This is a genomic window from Sphingomonas sp. BK235 (assembly GCF_004345855.1).
Lineage (GTDB): Bacteria > Pseudomonadota > Alphaproteobacteria > Sphingomonadales > Sphingomonadaceae > Sphingomonas.
Genome location: NZ_SLXN01000001.1, coordinates 704,124 through 722,156, shown reverse-complemented (window position 1 = coordinate 722,156; position 18,033 = coordinate 704,124). Strand labels below are relative to the sequence as shown.

Annotated in this window: 12 protein-coding genes; 5 read left to right on the top strand and 7 right to left on the bottom strand. The window is 71.9% G+C overall.

From position 1 onward, the window contains the following. Positions 1-24: 24 nt before the first annotated feature. Positions 25-1,206, bottom strand: coding sequence for an ROK family transcriptional regulator (locus tag EV292_RS03310; protein WP_132907733.1), 1,182 nt, complete (start codon positions 1,204-1,206; stop codon positions 25-27). Positions 1,207-1,414: 208 nt separating this feature from the next. On the opposite strand from EV292_RS03310, the gene EV292_RS03305 reads away from it, so the two are divergent. The 3 genes from EV292_RS03305 to EV292_RS03295 all read left to right on the top strand — a co-directional run bounded on the left by EV292_RS03305 (position 1,415) and on the right by EV292_RS03295 (position 6,949). Then, positions 1,415-2,368 carry an ROK family protein gene (locus tag EV292_RS03305; RefSeq protein WP_243693578.1) on the top strand — a complete coding sequence of 318 codons (954 nt, stop codon included), beginning with the start codon at positions 1,415-1,417 and terminating at the stop codon, positions 2,366-2,368. Positions 2,369-2,415: 47 nt separating this feature from the next. Beyond that, complete coding sequence (locus tag EV292_RS03300) at positions 2,416-4,698, top strand: GH92 family glycosyl hydrolase (RefSeq protein WP_243693628.1); 2,283 nt, start codon at positions 2,416-2,418, stop codon at positions 4,696-4,698. 97 nt (positions 4,699-4,795) lie between these two features. Beyond that, positions 4,796-6,949 (top strand): EAL domain-containing protein, encoded by a 2,154-nt coding sequence (locus EV292_RS03295; RefSeq protein ID WP_165927004.1) that lies wholly within the window; start codon positions 4,796-4,798, stop codon positions 6,947-6,949. An 8-nt stretch (positions 6,950-6,957) separates the two neighbouring features. Here EV292_RS03295 and EV292_RS03290 read toward each other — a convergent pair whose 3' ends face one another. The 5 genes from EV292_RS03290 to EV292_RS03270 all read right to left on the bottom strand — a co-directional run bounded on the left by EV292_RS03290 (position 6,958) and on the right by EV292_RS03270 (position 13,373). Beyond that, positions 6,958-7,371 carry a hypothetical protein gene (locus EV292_RS03290; RefSeq protein ID WP_132907730.1) on the bottom strand — a complete coding sequence of 138 codons (414 nt, stop codon included), beginning with the start codon at positions 7,369-7,371 and terminating at the stop codon, positions 6,958-6,960. A gap of 290 nt (positions 7,372-7,661) precedes the next feature. Then, on the bottom strand, positions 7,662-8,279 hold the full coding sequence (locus EV292_RS03285; protein WP_132907729.1) for a TetR/AcrR family transcriptional regulator: 618 nt from the start codon (positions 8,277-8,279) through the stop codon (positions 7,662-7,664). Positions 8,280-8,369: 90 nt separating this feature from the next. Beyond that, positions 8,370-9,935, bottom strand: coding sequence for a DUF5597 domain-containing protein (locus EV292_RS03280; RefSeq protein ID WP_243693627.1), 1,566 nt, complete (start codon positions 9,933-9,935; stop codon positions 8,370-8,372). A 44-nt stretch (positions 9,936-9,979) separates the two neighbouring features. Next, on the bottom strand, positions 9,980-12,205 hold the full coding sequence (locus tag EV292_RS03275; protein WP_165927003.1) for a hypothetical protein: 2,226 nt from the start codon (positions 12,203-12,205) through the stop codon (positions 9,980-9,982). 79 nt (positions 12,206-12,284) lie between these two features. After that, positions 12,285-13,373 (bottom strand): LacI family DNA-binding transcriptional regulator, encoded by a 1,089-nt coding sequence (locus tag EV292_RS03270; protein ID WP_132907727.1) that lies wholly within the window; start codon positions 13,371-13,373, stop codon positions 12,285-12,287. A gap of 172 nt (positions 13,374-13,545) precedes the next feature. Between EV292_RS03270 and EV292_RS03265 the strand changes: the two genes are divergently transcribed. Further along, complete coding sequence (locus tag EV292_RS03265) at positions 13,546-15,945, top strand: glycoside hydrolase family 3 protein (RefSeq protein ID WP_132907726.1); 2,400 nt, start codon at positions 13,546-13,548, stop codon at positions 15,943-15,945. Further along, entirely contained in the window at positions 15,942-16,940 is a 999-nt protein-coding gene (locus EV292_RS03260) for an alpha/beta hydrolase (protein ID WP_132907725.1), read from the top strand. The genes EV292_RS03265 and EV292_RS03260 overlap by 4 nt, the downstream gene beginning before the upstream one ends. A gap of 19 nt (positions 16,941-16,959) precedes the next feature. Here EV292_RS03260 and EV292_RS03255 read toward each other — a convergent pair whose 3' ends face one another. Beyond that, on the bottom strand, positions 16,960-17,823 hold the full coding sequence (locus tag EV292_RS03255; protein ID WP_132907724.1) for a DUF535 family protein: 864 nt from the start codon (positions 17,821-17,823) through the stop codon (positions 16,960-16,962). Positions 17,824-18,033 lie beyond the last annotated feature (210 nt).

The following is an 18,033-nucleotide window of genomic DNA, read 5'->3' as shown; positions in this document are numbered from 1 at the left end:
GTCGCGCGACTTATCCGCTCCGCCTCAGTCTGCCGCCTTCCACAGCGCCCCCGGTTTGGGCAGCAGGAAGTGGCTGAACGGCAGGATCGCCGCGCCGACGGCGGGCGCGTCCTCCGACAAGGCGGCGCGTTCCACGCGCGCGATCGCCGGGGCGTTGGTGACCTCGCCGATGCGGGCGTTGACCCGCGCCGCGAGCTGCTCGATCAGCGGCGCCGGCAGCCGTCCGCCGATCAGCACTACGGCGGGATCGATCAGGCAGCTGATCGCGTCCAGCGGCGTGCAGAGCCGCTGCGCCGCGCGGTCGAGCCAGACGTCGACGCTGGCGCGCGCCGCGGCGGGTGCGTCGGGCGCCAGTGCCGCCGCGATGACGAGGCCATCGCGCGCGAGATGCTCCTGCAGCCCCGAGCGCGACACCAGCTTCTGCACCTGTTCGCGCGCACCCGCGCCATCGGGCGCCAGCATGAAGCCGAGCTCGCCGCTGCGCCCGTGCGCGCCGCGCGCGTAGACGCCGTCGTTCACCACGCCGCCGCCGAGCCCCGAGGAGAGCAGGATGTAGAAGAAATTGCTGAACCGCTGCCCGGTGCCGAGCTGCATCTCGCCGGTGGCGGCGGCGGCGGCGTCATTCTCGACGAACACGGGGAGCGACAGCGGCTCGGCGAACAGCGCCGCCATGTCGACCCGCTCCCAGGCGTCATAGGCGTCGGGCCGCCCGGGCAGGTCGACCGAGCCGAGATCGTCGGGCACCGCCACGCCCAGCCCCACCAGCTTGCCGGCGTCGATCCCGGCACCGCGCAGCATCGGCTTGATCGAGCGGCGATAGAAAGCGCGCACGTCGTCGGGCAGCGCGAAATCCACCTCCTCGGTCCGCCGCGCCAGCGTCTCGCCCGCGAAATCCACCAGCACCAGCGTGATATGGTCGCGGTCGACGTTGACCCCGATCGAGTAGCAGGCGTCGCGCCGCACCTCGAGCTTGGTCGGCGGCTGGCCGCGCCCGCCGCGGCGCTGGCCCGCCTCCTGGATCAGCCCGTCCTGCAACAGCCGGCGCGTGATATTGGCGATCGCCGGCCCGGTCAGCCCGGTGATCTGCGCCAGCTCCACGCGGGTCAGCGAGCCGCCGACTCGGATGGCGTGGAGCGTCACCCGCTGGTTGTGATCGGCGGCGCGCTCGAGGTTGGTGCCCGACAGGCGGGGCGGTGCGCCGCTCATGCCGCCGTCCCCGCGATCGTCGCTCGACCTGCCACCCCGTTTACTCCGACTGTTGCGTCATGACGTTCTCAGCGCCTTTCGCGCCGCGCCGCAAGCATCATCCGACTTTCGCCGACATTTGAATTATGCAATTTGATGTTCTAAACCGTTCGGCCGGCAGCGCTTGCATACGATCGGCGGCCGGACGCGACGGAGGGGGAGAGGCGGCATGCGACATATGGCAGACGGGGGCGCCCGCGGTGCGCCGCTTGCCGGCGTGGAGCTGGGCGGCACCAAATGCGTCTGCACGCTGGCGCGCTCGCCCGAGGAGGTGATCGACCAGGTCACGCTGCCGACGCTGTCGCCCGGCGAGACGCTGCCGGCGCTCGCCGCGATCCTGCGCGACTGGCACGCGCGCGAGCCGCTCGGCGGCATCGGCATTGCCTCATTCGGTCCGGTATGCCTCGACCGCGCCTCGCCGCGCTACGGCCACGTCCTCGCCACCAACAAGCCGGGCTGGCGCGACGCCGACGTGCTCGGCACCGTGGCCGCGCCGCTCGGGCTGCCGACGGGTTTCGACACCGACGTCAACGGCGCCGCGCTCGCGGAGATGCGCTGGGGCGCGGGGCGCGGCCTCGACGATTTCGCCTATGTGACCGTCGGCACCGGGGTCGGCGTCGGGCTGGTGGTGCATGGCCGGCCGACGCGCGGGCTCGGGCACAGCGAATTGGGCCATATCCGCGTGCCGCGCGCCGCCGGTGACACCGCGCCCAGCGCCTGTCGCTATCACGACGATTGCGTCGAGGGGCTGGCGTCGGGCAGCGCGCTCCAGCTCCGCCTCGGCACGCGACGGGTCGAGGATGTCGGCCCCGACGATCCGATCTGGGACCCGATCGTCGACGTGCTCGCGGCGATGTGCCACGCGCTGGTCGGCAGCACCGGGCCGCTGCGCATCGCGATCGGCGGGGGCATGCCGGTCAAGCAGCCGCATCTGCTGCCGCGCATCGCGGCGCGGCTGGAGGCCAGCCTCGCCGGCTATATCGAGCTGCCGGCCGAGGGCTATATCGTGCCCCCTGCGCTGGGCGATCGCGCCGGTCCGCTCGGCGCGATCGCGCTCGCGATCGACGCGGTCGAGGCGGCGGGCGACGTCGCGGCGCGGGTCGAGGCGGAGGCAATGCTGTGAGCCGCGGCGCGCTCCATCGCTTCGCCGCGGGCAGCGCCGCCGTGGCCCTGGTCACCGCTCCCGCACTGGCACAGCAGGGCGCCGCCCCCGCGCGCACGATCGACTCGGTCGATCCGTTCATCGGCACCGGCGGCGAGGGCCACAGCTTCCCCGGCGCGGTGGCGCCGTTCGGCATGGTCCAGCTGTCGCCCGACACCGACACCAGCTGCATGATTCGCGACTGCTACGCGCATGCCGCGGGCTACCGCCACGACGATCCGACGATCGAGGGCTTCAGCCACACCCATTTCTCGGGCGCGGGTCATTCCGATCTCGGCGACGTGCTGGTGATGCCGGTGGCGGGCGACGCGGTCGCGCTGGACCCGGGCACCCCCACCGCGCCGGGCTATCGCTCGCGCTTCTCGCACGACGACGAGGTCGCGCGTCCGGGCTATTATGCGGTGACGCTGGCGTCGTCGCGGATCCGCGCCGAATTGACCGCGGGCACGCGCGTCGGCGTGCATCGCTATACCTTTCCCGCGGGACAGGCGGCGCATCTCGTGCTCGACCTGCGCCGCTCGCTCTACAATTATCCGGGCAAGGTGCTGTGGTCGGGGCTGCACCTCCGGCCCGACGGCACGCTGACCGGCTTCCGCGAGACGCGCGGCTGGGCGCCGGGGCGCAAGCTGTTCTTCGCGATGCGCTTCTCCGCGCCGCTCACCGATCATGCGCTGATCGATCGCGACCCGGACGTCGCCTATAAGGGCTTCCAGGCGCCCGGACGTGGCAGCGACGCGCTCGCCGAGAAGCTCGGGCGCCAGCTCGAGGCGCGGCTCGACTTCGGCCGGCTCGACCGCCCGCTCGAGGTGCGCGTCGCGCTCTCCGGGGTGGACGAGGCCGGCGCGGTCGCCAATCTCGACGCCGAACCGGGCGACTTCGCCGCCACCCAGGCCCGCACCCGCGCCGCCTGGGATCAGGCGCTCGGCGCGGTGGAACTCGAGGCGCCCGCCAAGACGAAGACGATCGTCGCCACCGCGCTCTACCACAGCCTGATCGCGCCGAGCGTCTGGAGTGACGCCGACGGGCGCTATCGCGGCCCCGACGATCAGGTGCATCGCGCCGAGGGCTATACCTTCCGCTCGACCTTCTCGCTGTGGGATACGTTCCGCGCCGAACATCCGCTGCTGACGCTGGTCCAGCCCGAGGCGACGACCAACGACGTGGTCCGCTCGCTGATCGACAGCCAGCGCCACAGCCCGCACGGCATCCTGCCGGTGTGGCAGTTCGCCGGGCGCGAGACCTGGACGATGATCGGCTATCATGCGGTGCCGGTGATCGCTGACGCCTATCTCAAGGGCTTTCGCGGGTTCGACGCCGATGCCGCGCTCGCCGCGATGGTCGCCAGCGCGGAATACGCGTCCTATGGCGGGCTCGGCGACTATATGAAGCTCGGCTATGTCCCGATCGATCGCGAGCCCGAGGCGGCGTCGAAGACGGTCGAATATGCCTATGACGACTGGACGATCGCGCGGATGGCGCGCGCGATGGGGCGCACCGACGTGGCACAGCGTTTCGAGCGTCGCGCGAGCAACTGGCGCAACAGCTTCGACGTGAAGACCGGCTGGCTGCGCGCGCGCAACAGCGACGGCAGCTATCGCACCCCGTTCGACCCGACCGCGATCAACTACGGCTCCGATTATACCGAGGGCAACGCCTGGCAATATAGCTGGTTCATGCCGCAGGATCAGGCCGGGCTGTTCCGGCTGCTCGGCGGCGATCACAAGGCGATCGCCAAGCTGGACGCGATGTTCGACTATGACAATTCCAAGCTCGACTACAGCCACGCCGAGGACATCGCCGGGCTGATCGGCCAGTATATCCATGGCAACGAGCCGAGCCACCATGTCGCCTATCTCTACAGCTACGCCGGTGCGCCGTGGCGCACGCAGGAGCGGCTCAAGCAGATCGTCGACACGCAATATGCCGCCACGCCCGAGGGGCTGAGCGGCAACGACGATCTCGGCCAGATGTCGGCCTGGCTGGTGTTCACCGCGCTCGGCTTCTACCCGGTCGCGCCGGGCAGCAATCAGTACGTGCTCGGCCGGCCCTTCGTGTCGCGCGCGACGCTGCGGCTGAGCGGGGGCAAGAGCTTCACCGTGCGCGCGGAGAATCTCTCCGAGGCGAACCGCTATGTCCGCAGCGTGACGCTCAACGGCGCGCCGCTGCGTCGCAGCTGGATCGCCGACGCCGAGGTGCGCGCGGGCGGCGAGCTGCGCTTCGTCATGGGCGACCGGCCCGACACGCGCTGGGGCAGCGCGCGCGCGGTGCGGCCGTTCTCGCTCTCGCGCTGAACGTGGCATCGCCTGTCCATCATTTCTAAATAGCTGGGCCGTAACGTCTTTCCCCATGCGCGCCGCGATCGATCGGCGTGCCGGGCGGAGCATCAGCGTGCAGCGAGCCAGGCGGGTGGAGCGGATCGAGCAGGCGGCGGCGGGCGTGTCCCCGCTCGCCGACTCCGGCTCGCTCGCCGCCGCGGCGGCGCAGCGTGAGGCCGACCATTATCGCACCAGCGTCGAACTCGCGCGCCACATCAGCTGGAGCGCCGACCGCGACGGCGCGATCCGCACCGTCAGCGCGCGCTGGGAGGCGGTCACCGGGATCAGCCGCGCCAAGGCGCTCGACAGTGGCTGGGTCGACGCGCTCCACGCCGAGGACGTGCCACCGACGCTCGCCGCCTGGCAGCACGCGCTCGCGACCGTGTCACCGGTGGACGTGGAATATCGGCTGCGCACCTCCGCGGACGATTATCGCTGGTTCCGCGCCTGCGCGTCGCCCGATCTCGATTCCGGTGGCGCGGTGGTCGCCTGGTACGGCACGCTCGAGGACATCGACGATCGCAAACGTGCCGAACGCGCCCTTCTCGCCAGCGAGGAGCGCTTCCGCCTCGCCGCCCAGGCCGCCGGGATCGGCATCTGGGACTATGACGTGCTGCGCGACCGGCGCTTATGGTCCGACGATTTCCGCGCGATGCTCGGGCTCGATCGTGCCACGCCCGCGCTGCCCGCGACGGCGCTGGCGCTCGTGGTGCCGGAGGATCGCCCGGTGTTGCAGCGGCTGATCGACTCGATCGGCGCGGGCGACGCCGATGTCCGCTTCGACGTCACGCTGCGGATCCGTCGCGCCGACACCGGTGCGCTGCGCTCGATGCAGACCGGCGGATGGCGCGTCACCGCCGCCAACGGCCGGATCGAGCGCGTGCTCGTCACCATCCGCGACGTCACCGACCAGATCACCGCCGAGCAGCGCATCCGCCACGCCGCGGAACACGACCCGCTCACCGGGCTCGCCAACCGCGCCGCGTTCAACCGCCTCCTCGCAGAGGCGATCGCGCGCTGCGAGCGCGATCCGGCGGCGGTGCTCACGCTCGCCCTGTTCGACGTCGACCATCTCAAGGAGATCAACGACACGATCGGGCATGACGCCGGCGACCTGCTGCTGCGCACCGTCGCGCTGCGGCTCTCCGCCGCGCTCGGTGCCGGGGCGGTGGTGGCGCGGCTGGGAGGCGACGAGTTCGCCGCGATCGTCGAGACCGATACGCCCGAGTCGGCGCAGGCCTGCATCGCCGCGGCGCTGCGCGCGCTGCGCCAGCCGATCGTGGCCGAGGGCATGGCGCTCGACTGCCAGGCGACCGCGGGCGCCGCGCTGTTCCCGCGCGACGGTCGCGCCGCGCGCGAGTTGCTCAAGGCCGCCGACATGGCGCTCTACGCGGGCAAGGCGCACGCGCGCGGCGAGCTTTCCGCCTTTCGCCCGGCGATGCGCGCGGGGATGCAGCGGCGCGCGTCGATGCTGTCGGTGGCGCGTCGGATCGCGCGCGACGAGCGGGTCGAGCCCTTCTACCAGCCCAAGGTCCGACTCGGCGACGGCACCCTCGCGGGGTTCGAGGCGCTGCTGCGCTGGCGCCACGACACGCTGGGGATCCAGGGACCGGACACGATCGCCGCGGCGTTCGACGATCTCACCGCGGCGCGCGCCTTGGGCGAGCGCATGCTCGCGCGCGTCTGCGCCGACCTGGTGCGATGGCGCGAGCGGGGGCTGCCGCTGGCGCGCGTCGCGATCAATCTCTCGCCGGCGGAGTTCCGCCGCGACGACCTGTTCGACCGGGTGATGGAGCAGCTCGGCCGTCACACTTTGCCGCCCGAGCTGCTCGAGCTGGAGGTGACCGAGACGGTGTTCCTGGGCCGCGACGCCGACACGGTGGGCGACACGCTGGCCGCCTTCCACCGCGCCGGCGTCAGCATCGCGCTCGACGATTTCGGGACCGGCTATGCCTCGCTCAAGCACCTGCGCGAGTTTCCGGTCGACGTCATCAAGATCGACCGCAGCTTCGTCGCCGATCTCGCCACCGATCCGGACGACGCCGCGATCGTCGACGCGATCTTGGGGCTGGCGCGACGGCTCGACATCGCGGTCGTCGCCGAAGGGGTCGAGACCGCGGATCAGGCCGACTATCTGCTCGCGCGCGGATGCGCCTATGCGCAGGGCTTTCGCTTCGGGCGACCGATGGACGCCGCCGCGGCGGCGGCGCTGCTCGGCGCGGGCTGAGCCGGGGTTCAGCGCCGGTCGGGGCGACGCAGCCGCGCGCTGCTGATGCTGGCGAGCAGCAGCTCGTAATGGTCGTTGGTATAGCCCGCGGCGAGGAAGTTCTTCACCGCGCTCACCGGCACCGCGAAACCCTGGTGCCAGGCATGGACCGCGAGCCGCCGCAGCGCCTCGAGCTTGGGATCGGCGAGCCGCGGGTTGGGACGCTTGCCGAACAGCACGCCCATCGCGACCGAGACCCGGCCGGGCTCGCGCAGCGACGAGATCCGGTCGCGGCGCGCCAGCGACACGACCAGCCATTCCAGCGCGCTGAGCGACGCGCGCTCGTTCTGCACCTCGGGCTCGGCAGCCGGCAGAGTCAGGTGGCGCTCGGCGTTGAGCGTGGCGGCGCCGCCGATGGCGGACGTGAAATCGATGAAGGCCATGTCGTCTCTCCCCTTCGGAGCGTAGCGGCGCGCAGCGACCCGCGGCGACGAGCACCGGGCGAGAGCACCATGATGGTCAGAGCGAGGGTGCCGCGTCAGCAGCGACGCGTACCCGCGTGCCGCGGTCAGGTCGCGGGGGCGTGGGTGAGCGGTCGTGCCATCGCGGCGTCCCTCCGGTGAAGGTGCCGCCGGAGCGTCACCGCCGTTTCTATACTGTGTGGTATAGAAAGGCGCGCGGGCCGCGTCAACGCTTTATGTACCGAACGGTAGCGTTTTTTCTTACCAGCGGCTCAGCGCGTCGGCCACAGGGCGAGACTGGTGTCGACCACCTGCAGGAGCTCGGCGCGCGTCGCCCCCGAACCGGCCTGCACCGCCATCCCCTGCAGGATGGCGTAGAGATACTGGCACAGCGCCTGCGGGGTGATGTGCGCCGGGAACTCGCCCGCGCGCTGCGCCTGCTCGAACCGCTCGACCAGAGCGGCCTGCGACGAGGCACGGCGCGCGATCACGTCGTCCTTGATCGACTTGCCATCCTCGCCGCAGGCGGTGGCGCTGATGACACCGAGACAGCCCTTGGGGCCGCCGCTGTTGCACTGCGCCTCGATCGCGCCGCGCATGAAATATTCCGCCACCGCGCGCGCGGAGGGCTGGTTCAGCGCCTCGCGCGTATACGCCAGCTTCTCCGCCTCATAGAGGTCGAGCGCCTTGTGGAACAGCGCTTCCTTGTTGCCGAACGCGGCGTAGAGGCTGGGCTTGGTGATCCCCATCGCGCCGGTGAGGTCCGCCATCGAGGCGCCCTCATATCCCTTGGTCCAGAACACGCCGAGCGCGGCGGCGAGCGCCTGCTCGGTGCAGAATTCGCGCGGGCGTCCCTTGGTGGCGGCACAGGCGGTGGCGGTGGATTCCATAACGACCGGTATGTAATGCAACCGCCATCACAAGTCTAGGTCGCCGCCGCGCGCTTCGTCCCATCCGGGTGCGGCGCGGCGGCGATGCCGTCAGCGATAGCGCCCCATCGTTACCTTGAGCACCTGGGGCTTGTCGACCAGGTTGAGGCCGTAATCGGTCTGGTCGCCGTTCCACACGCGCGACATCACCCAGCGACCGTCGCGGAAGCTGCCCTCCTCGACCCGCACCACCATGCCCTTGGCGCCGTCCGCCGCGGAGAAGGTGACGCGCGCGTGGTCGCCCACCAGCAGGAACTCGTCGTCGCTGATCTGCGCCACCGCGACCCCGCCGACCGGCTCGTCCGCCCAGGGCGCGGGCGCGGCCTTGAGCCAGGTCCATTCGCGCATGCCGAACTGCCACTCGCCCCAGGTCGCCGCGATCTTCCACGCGCCCAGCGTGGTCGACACCGCGGCGCCGTCGTCGGGCTTGGCCGCGCCCCAGGTCGGGCGCTCGGCCGCGAGCCGCGCCCAGTCGCGCATGATCGATCCCATCGCGGCATAAGGCAGCGCGATCGCGTCGAGCGTCGCCTCGTCGAGCGCCTTGGCCCCGAGCGGGAAGTTGAAATAGCCCGTCGCGTCCATGCCGAACGGCGCATAGCCGATCGCGCCGCGCCCGACCGCGGCGTAGAAGAAGCGCGCGAACTCGCGCGCGTTGCCGATCTCCGGCACCATCAGCGCATTGTCGGGGCGCGCATATTTGTCGAGATACTGGATGACGTTGGCGCTCTTGCGGTCATAGATGTCGGGGGCCGCGAGATCGATCGACGGCGCCGCCGCCTTCCAGATGTCGAGCACGTCCTGCTGCGGCCCGCCGCTCGCCACACCATCGGGATCGGGCACGTTCGACGGTCCCGCCAGCGCGGCGTTGACGTACATCGGCAGCGGCTTGGCGCGCTTCCCCGCCTCGGCGATGGCGTTGACGTAGGAGGCGACATACCAGGTGTTGAAAGCGCGGTCGGCCTGCGCGCCGAACGCCTGTGACCAGGTCCCGCGCTTGCCGGTGCTCTTCGCCAGCGCGGCAGGGATGGCCTGGGCGAACAGGCGATTGCCCTCCGCGCTGTAATCGCGCGGGTTGCGATAGCTGCCGGTCTCATTCTCCGGCTGGACCATCAGCACCGTGTGCTGCGGATCGTGGTCGCGCAGATATTCCATCACCTTGACGAAGGCGCGCCGGTCCGCCTCCAGCGTGGTGCGCGACAGCGGCGTCAGCACGCCATGATCCTTGCCGTCACGCGTCTTCATCCGCGGGAAGCGGCGGTTGTCGAGCTTCACCCAGTCGGGCGTGTAGCTCAGGTTGGTGTTCTTCCAGGTGCCGAACCACAGCAGCACCACGCGCTTGTCGTGCGCGCGCGCCTGATCGAGCAGCGTCTGGAGAAACGACAGGTCGAACTGGCCCTCGCGCGGCTCCACCTGCTCCCAGGCGATCGGGATCTCGACGGTGTTGGCGTGGATCCGGTCCAGCACCGGCCACACCTGCGGCAGCGCGGCGGCGTAATTGCTCGAATTGTTCACCTGCGCGCCCAGCATCAGGAAGGGCGCCCCGTCGACCAGCAGCGCGTGGCGCCCCTTGTTCGTGACCAGCCGCGGCAAGGGCTCCGCGCCCGCACCCGTCGCCATCGCCCCGAGCGCCGCCGCCAGCGCCAGCCGGCTCCATCTCCCGATCATCTTTTCTCCCCTCCCCTTTGGTCACCGTACATGATGCCGCGGCCGTCGGTGCCGACATAGACCCGGCCATAGCGTCGCGGGTCGCCGCTGATGACGCGCAGCCGCAGCCCCCAGCGGTTCGCGTCGTCGTTGATCCGCGACCAGCCCGCCCCGCCATCGGTCGAGCGATAGATGCCGCGCACCCCCGCCACCGTGCCGATCGCGTAGAGCGCCGGCCAAACGCCGCCCGGCGCGGCCTTGCCGAGCCCGAAGCGATCGATCGCGATCGCGCCCGGGCTGCGCGCCCAGCGCTCCCCCGCGTCGGTCGAGCGATAGAGCGCCCCGTCCAGCAGCAGCCACAGCGCGCCCGCGCGCCCCGGCGTCGCCACCAGGGGGTTGGCCGCCTCGCGTCCGATCGCGCGCGCGCCGCTCAGATCACGCGGCAGCCCCGCGCCCGCTACTGCGGCAAAGCGCGCGCCGCCGTCGTCGCTGCGCAGCACGCGCCCGTTGTCGGCGTCGACCGCGTAGAAGCGGCGCGGGTCGGCCTTGTCCGCCGTGACGCGCATCCCGCGGCCGAGGGCGGCGACCGGCTGCCAACTCGCGCCGCGGTCGCGCGTCAGCAGCGGCTGCTCGGTCTCCACCACGAAGGTGGCGCCGTCCGCCGACACGGTGATCGCGGCGCTGCCGGTCTGCGCCAGCGCGGGCGTGCCGTCGGCGCGCGGCGCCATCGCCGCGGCGGGCAGACGGAGCGGCGTCCAGCTCGCGCCGCCGTCGCGCGACCAGGCGAGCGACGTGTCGGGCACGACCGGCTTGTGCGTGTTGCCGCTGCGCACCAGCACCGCGGGCGCGGCGCCGGCATAATCGAGCGCGTTGGTGTTGGTGAGAAACGGCGTGCGATGCACGTGCGGCGGCGATCGCGTGAGATCGGGGTGGCGGAAACCGCCGAGATCGCCGAACCCCGACACCAGCGGCGCGCCACCGGTGGGGCTGACCAAAGTGATGATAGCGGTCTGCTCGATCCCGCGCGTCCAGGGCGCCCAGCGCATCGTGCCCGGTGCGGCGAAACCCTGGGTGGCATAGACGGTCGCGCCGGTGACATAAGCGACATGCGCCGGGTCGAACGGGTCGATCGCGAGCCCCGCGATCCAATGACCGAAATTGGCCGTGCCGTCGAAGTCGAGGAAGGGCGTGGCGCGCACGTCGCGCGCGCTGCGCCGCCACAGCTCGTCCCAATGCGCGCCCGCGTCGGCGGAGCGCCATATCGTGTCGACCGGCTGGTAGCGGTTGACCGTGCTCACCGCGATCACGCGCGGGTCCTGCGCGGACACCGCGACGCCGAAGAACCCGCCCGGCACCTCGCCCGGGCGGCGCGGCGGCGTCACGTCCTGCCACGCGCCGGTGGCGGGATCGTGGCGCCACACCGCGCCGTCCTTGACGCCATTGGGGCCGATCGCGTCGCTGTAGGTGATCGTCAGCACCCCGTCGCCGCCGACCACGCCCTTGACCGGCAGCAGCCCGGCGCGCGGTCCGCCCGCGATCGCGGCCCAGGTCGCGCCGCCGTCGTCGGAACGGAACAGATGGCGCTCGCCCGGATCCGCGCTGGCGACGACGATCCGACCGCGCCGCGCCGGGTCGAACAGCACGAAGGACAGGCCCCCATGGGTGGTACGCGGCCGCGTCGGACGCCCCAGCCCGGGGAGCGGGAATTGCTCGACCTTGCGCCACGTCGCCGCCGCGTCGTCGCTGCGCCACAGCCCGTCGTGGCGCGAGCCGAAGAACAAGGTCGCGCGCGCGTGCGGGTCGATCGCGAGCCGCTCGCCCAGCCCGCGCCCGTCCTCGTTGCCGCCCATCGCGAACGGCACGGGGGTGGTGCGCCAATGCGCGCCGCGGTCGGCCGAGCGCAGGATCGCGGCCGGACCGCGCGCGTTCATCCCGACCGCGAGATAGACCAGTGCCGGGTCGACCGGGTCGGCTGCGACGCTCTCCACGCCCATGTAGCTCGATTCGGGGTTGGCGTCCTGCAGCGGCCGCCAGCGCGCCGCGGCGGCGTCCCAGCGATAGGCGCCCCCCATGTCGGTGCGCAGATAGGCGAGCCCGCGCTCGGCGCGGCTGAACACGATGCCCGGCGCGAAGCCGCCGCCACCCACCGTGACATTGCGCCAGACGTAGCGCGAGTCCTCCGCCGCGAGAACGTTCACCGGCGCGAGCAGCGCGATCATGCTGGCTGCGGCTGCGACCCTCACCCTCTCCCCTTTCGCGCGATTTATCTGATCGTTGATGCGAGAGGCGGCTATGGCATGGAAGGTACCGCTACCACAACCGTCAGCGTGACCGGCTGGGCGGACGGCGTCGCGGTGCGGCGTCGGACTGGCGGCGCACCAACGTATGATCGAGCACGAGGTCGGGCGCGTCCTTGATCGTGCCGTCGCGGCGCGAGCGCAGCATCTGCGCCAGCATCCGTACCGCCGCGCGGCTCATGTCCGCGATCGGCTGGTGGATCGTGGTCAGCTCGGGCCAGATCGTCGTCGCCAGCGTGCTGTCGTCGAACCCCACCACGGTGAGGTCGCCGGGGACGTCGAGACCGCGGCGGTGCGCCACCGCCACGCTCGCCGCGGCCATGTCGTCGTTGCTGGCGAAGATCGCGCTCGGCGGCCGGTCGAGGTCGAGCAACTCCTCGGTCGCGTCGAGCCCGGAGCGATAACTGAACAGCCCGCGCGCGATCAGCGCCTCGTCGACCGGCCGCGCGGCCTCGACCAGCGCCTCGCGATAGCCCGCGAGCCGCTCGCCGCTCGCGGTGAGGTTGGGATTGCCGGTGATGAAGCCGACCCGGTCATGGCCGAGCGCGAGCAGATGCGCGGTCATCGCGCGTGCGGCGGCGCGGTCGTCGATCGACACCCGCCCGACCCCTGCGGGCGAGCTGCCGGTCGCCACCACCACCGTCGGCACCTGCGCCGCGAGCAGCACGTCGAGCACCAGCGGCGAATCGCACAGCGGGGGCGGCAGGATGATCCCGTCCACCCCCGAGGCGACCAGCCGCTCGGCGACCTCGCGCTCATGCTCGTCGAGGTCGCATTTCTGCACGACCAGCTGGATGTCGCCGCGCCCCGCCTCGTCGAGGCTGCCGAGCAGGAAGGCGCTGAGATACGCCTCGCTGGGATTGCTGTAGAGCAGGCCGAGCCGGATCTGCGACGCGCCGGCGAGGCTGCGCGCGGCGCGGTTGGGCGCATAGTCGAGCCGCGCGATCGCCTCGCGCACCACCGCGCGGGTAGCCTCGCGCACGTTGTTCTCGCCGTTGATCACGCGCGACACGGTCATGGTCGACACGCCCGCGAGCTGTGCCACGTCCGCGATCGTCGGCGCGCCGGTCTGGCGCGAGCCGTTGCCCCGCGTCCTGCGATGTTCCCCACTCATCCGCCGATACGTACCAGCAAAGCGCGCCGCGCCTAGCCGCCGCGTGGAAAATGCTGATAGCGTTCTCATCGAGCAGCTTCTATGCTCCGCGACGATCGGGGGATCGCCGCCATCCCGGCCGCCACGCGCGCCGGACGAGAGGCCCGGCGGACCGACACAGGGAGGGGAAGACATGGGGCGTTTCAACCACATCACGCTCGCGCTGCTGCTCGGCGCCAGCGCCACCGCGGGGGTCGCGCAGGTCGCGCATCCGGAACGCTGGCCCGCGGCCAAGAGCGTCGGGCTGGTCGACGCCGCGACCGAGGCGAAGGTCACCGCACTGCTGCGCCGCATGTCGGTGGAGGAGAAGGTCGGCCAGATGATCCAGGCGGACATCGGCGCGATCAAGCCCGAGGACCTGCGCCGCTATCCGCTCGGCTCGATCCTCGCCGGGGGCAGTTCGCCCCCGCTCGGCGCCCCCGACCGCTCGCCCGCCGCCGCCTGGGTGGCGACATCGCGCGCGTTCAACGCGGTGGCGCTGGAGAAGCGCGCGGGCCACAGCCCGATCCCGCTGATGTTCGGGGTCGACGCGGTACACGGCAACAACAATGTCGTCGGCGCGACGATCTTCCCGCACAACAGCGCGCTGGGCGCGATGCGCGACCCCGCGCTGATCCGCCGCATCGGTGCGGTCACCGCGGAGGAGACGGCCGCGGCCGGGATCGACTGGGCGTTCGGCCCCACCCTCGCGGTGCCGCAGGACGATCGCTGGGGGCGCGCCTATGAGGGCTATTCGGAGGATCCCGCCGTGGTCGCCTCCTACGCCGCGGCGATGATCGAGGGGTTGCAGGGCGTCCCCGGCCAACAGGGGATCCAGCGCGGCCATGTCGCCGCCAGCCCCAAGCATTTCCTCGGCGACGGCGGCACCAAGGACGGCATCGACCAGGGCGACACCCAGGTCGACGAGGCCACGCTGATCAAGGTCCATGCCGCGGGTTACCCGCCCGCGATCGACGCGGGCGCGATGACGGTGATGGCCAGCTTCTCGAGCTGGAACGGGCAGAAGATGCACGGCAACGCGTCGCTGCTGACCGACGTGCTCAAGCGGCGGATGGGCTTCGACGGCTTCGTCGTCGGCGACTGGAACGGCCACGGCCAGATCCCCGGCTGCACCAACGCCGACTGCCCCGCCACCTTCGCCGCCGGGCTCGACATGGCGATGGCGCCCGATAGCTGGAAGGGCCTGTTCGACACCACGCTGGCCGCGGTGAAGGCGGGCAAGCTGCCGATGGCGCGGATCGACGATGCGGTGCGTCGCATCCTGCGCGTCAAGATGAAGCTGGGCCTGTTCGATCCGGCGCGACCGTGGGAAGCGCGCGGCGCCACGGTGGGTTCGGCCGAGCACCGCGCCGTCGCGCGCGAGGCGGTGGCCAAGAGCCTCGTGCTGCTCAAGAACGAGGGCGTGCTGCCGATCAAGCCGAGCGCCACCATCCTGGTCGCCGGCGACGCCGCGGACGACATCGGGCGCCAGTCGGGCGGCTGGACGCTGTCGTGGCAGGGCGACGGCAACACCAACGCGGACTTCCCCGGCGCGACCTCGATCTACGCCGGGATCGCGGCGGCGGCCAAGGCGGCAGGGGGCAGCGCGACGCTGTCGCGCGACGGCAGCTTCACCGCCAAGCCCGATGTCGCGATCGTCGTGTTCGGCGAACAGCCTTACGCCGAGATGCGCGGCGACGTCCGCACGCTGGAGTTCGAGGCCGGCGACAAACAGTCGCTCGCGCTGCTCAAGAAGCTGAAGGCGGCGGGCGTGCCGACCGTGTCGGTGTTCCTCTCGGGCCGGCCGCTCTGGGTCAATCCCGAGCTCAACCAGTCGGACGCCTTCGTCGCGGCGTGGTTCCCGGGGTCGGAGGGCGCGGGCGTCGCCGACGTCCTGCTCGGCGGCACGCGCGACTTCAGCGGCAAACTCTCGTTCAGCTGGCCCAAGACCGCGGGCCAGTTCACGCTCAACCGCGGCGCGCCCGGCTATGACCCGCTGTTCGCCTTCGGCTACGGGCTGAGCTACGCGCAGGGCGGCCGCGTCGCGCGGCTCGGCGAGGAGTCCGGGGTCGACGCGAGCCTCGCCAACACCAGCCTGTTCTTCGCGCGCGGGCGAGTCCCCGCCCCGTTCACGCTCGCGCTCGACGGATCGGTGACCCGCGCCGCGGTCGACAGCGCCACCGCGCAGGAGGGGGCGATCCGGATCGGCTGGCGCGGCGCGGGCAGCGCGACGATCAGCGGCCCGGCGCTGTCGCTGGTGCGCGAGACCAACGCCGACCTGAACCTTCAGGTCAGCTATCGCGTCGACACGCCGGCCAGCGGCGCGGTGACGCTGGCGCTCGGCGGCGGGAAGGTGGACGTCGCGCGCGCGCTCGACTCGAGCGCGGGATGGCACGTGCTGCGCGTCCCGTTGAAGTGCTTCCGCGGCGCGGGCGCGACGATGGAGTCGGTCGACCGCCCCTTCACGCTGACCGCCGGCGCGCCGTTCACGGTCTCGATCGCCGATATCCGGCTCGCCACGGACCCCGCCGGTGCGGTATGTCCCGGCGCATGACGATGGACCAGCCCAGCCGCCGCGCGGTGGTCGCCGCGCTCACCGCCGCGCCGTTCGCCGCCGCGCCCTTCTCCACCGCGGCGGCGGCCGCCGCGCCCGACGACATACCGGGCGCGACGATCCCGCTGTGGCCCGAGGCGGCGCCCGGCGCGCCCGCGACGCTGCCGACTCCCAGGATCGAGCAGCGCTCCAAGGACGCTGGTTTCAACGATCGCTGGGTCACCGGGGTGGCGCGGCCGGGGCTGACGGTGCGCCGCGCGGCGCGTCCCAACGGCGCGGCGGTGCTGCTGATCCCGGGCGGCGGCTACGGTTTCATCGCCTGGGACAATGAGGGCGAGGAGCAGGCGCGCTGGCTCAACAAGCTCGGGGTCACCTGCTTCATCCTCTCCTATCGCCTTCCCGCCGAGGGTTGGTCCAACCGCGCGCTGGTGCCGCTTCAGGACGCGCAGCGCGCGGTGCGACTGATCCGCGCGCGCGCGGGCGAGCACAACGTCGACCCGAAGCGCATCGCGGTGCTGGGCTTCTCCGCGGGCGGTCATCTCGCGGGCAGCCTCGCGACGCGCCACGCCGAGCCCTGCTACGCGCCGGTCGACGAGGCCGATCAGCAATCGGCGCGGCCCGATCTCGCCGGTCTGATCTATCCGGTGGTGACGCTCGCCGAGACCTTCACCCACGCGGGCTCGCGCGACAATCTGCTCGGCACGCCGTCGAGCGACGCGCAGCGCCGCGATGCCTCGGTCGAGCGGCGCATCCATGACGATACGCCCCCGGTCTTCCTCGTCCACGCCAGCGACGACGACGCGGTGCCGATCGCCAACAGCCTGACCCTGTACCAGGCGATGCTCGCGGCCAAGCGTCCCGCCGAGCTCCACGCCTTCGACATGGGCGGGCACGGCTTCGGCGTCCGCCTGCCCGACAGCGCCCCCGCCGCTGCCTGGCCCAAGCTGTTCGCGGCCTATGCCGCGCGTCAGAACGTGTTCCCGCCGTCCGCCTGACGCGCCGCGACCGGGCCGCTCATGCGGCGCCGGTCATCGCGCGGCCGAGTCGCTCGTGCATCGCGGCGCGCAGCTCGGCACGCAGGCGCCGACGCCGACGGGTGCGCGCGCGATGCTTGCCCGTGATCTCGGCATCGTCCTCTACCTCTGGCGTGGCGGCGAGCAGGAAGAAGTCGCGCGCCGTCGCCGCCGCGCCCGCCGCGGTCCAGAAAGCGTCATAGTCGAGCGAGCTCGATCGCCCGTCGACGACGTACAGCGCCGCCACCTGCGTCCGGTTCGACGGGCCGGCCAGCGCGACCATGCCGAGCCGCTCGGCGAGCACCGCGGCAGCGAGCAGCAGCAGCGTCGCCGGCGCGATCTCGCCGTTGGCGCGCGCGGCATAGCGCAGCGATTCGCGCGCCGCATAACGCCCCTGCGCCCCGCCGATCAGCAGCAGTGGCCCAGCCGCCGCCCCCACCCCGGCGCCGTCGACGATCGTGAAGGTCAGCGTGAACAGCCGTTCGCCATCGAGCGTGAACACCAGCTCGGCCTCGCCCTCCATCGGCGCGAGCAGCGCGCGCTGGAGGATCACGGCGTGGCGACGCCCCTCCTCATCGTCACGATCCCACAGCGTCACGGGCGCGCGCCACAGCGCCGCCGCGCCGGGTGTCGCGGCGAGCAGTTCGTAATGATGCACCAGCGCGGCGAGCCGATCGCCGCGCGCGAAGCCGGCGGCGAGATAATCGCCGACATATTTGAACGGGACCGAACGCCCGCGCGCCGCGGCGACGCCGGCCGCGCGCGCGCGCCGCAACGCACGCCGCAACTGCAGCTGTTCGACCGGATGCGCCAGCATCGTCGACAGCTGGCCCAACCGTCGTCGCCAGCCCCGAACCGCCCGCATTCTCCGTGTCTCCCGCCACCCGCCAGCCGCCGCGAACAATTCGCGAGCAACTCCACGCGCTTGGCCCTTGATCCTTGGGTTGGCGCGCGGTTGCAAGCGCGCATTGGCAATCTTCGGCAACGAGAGCGCAGCGAAGCACGCGCCAACGCCTCCATGCCAAAGCTGCACAAGCCCTTGGTTCGCCACGACCACCTCGCTTGACCTGCGCGG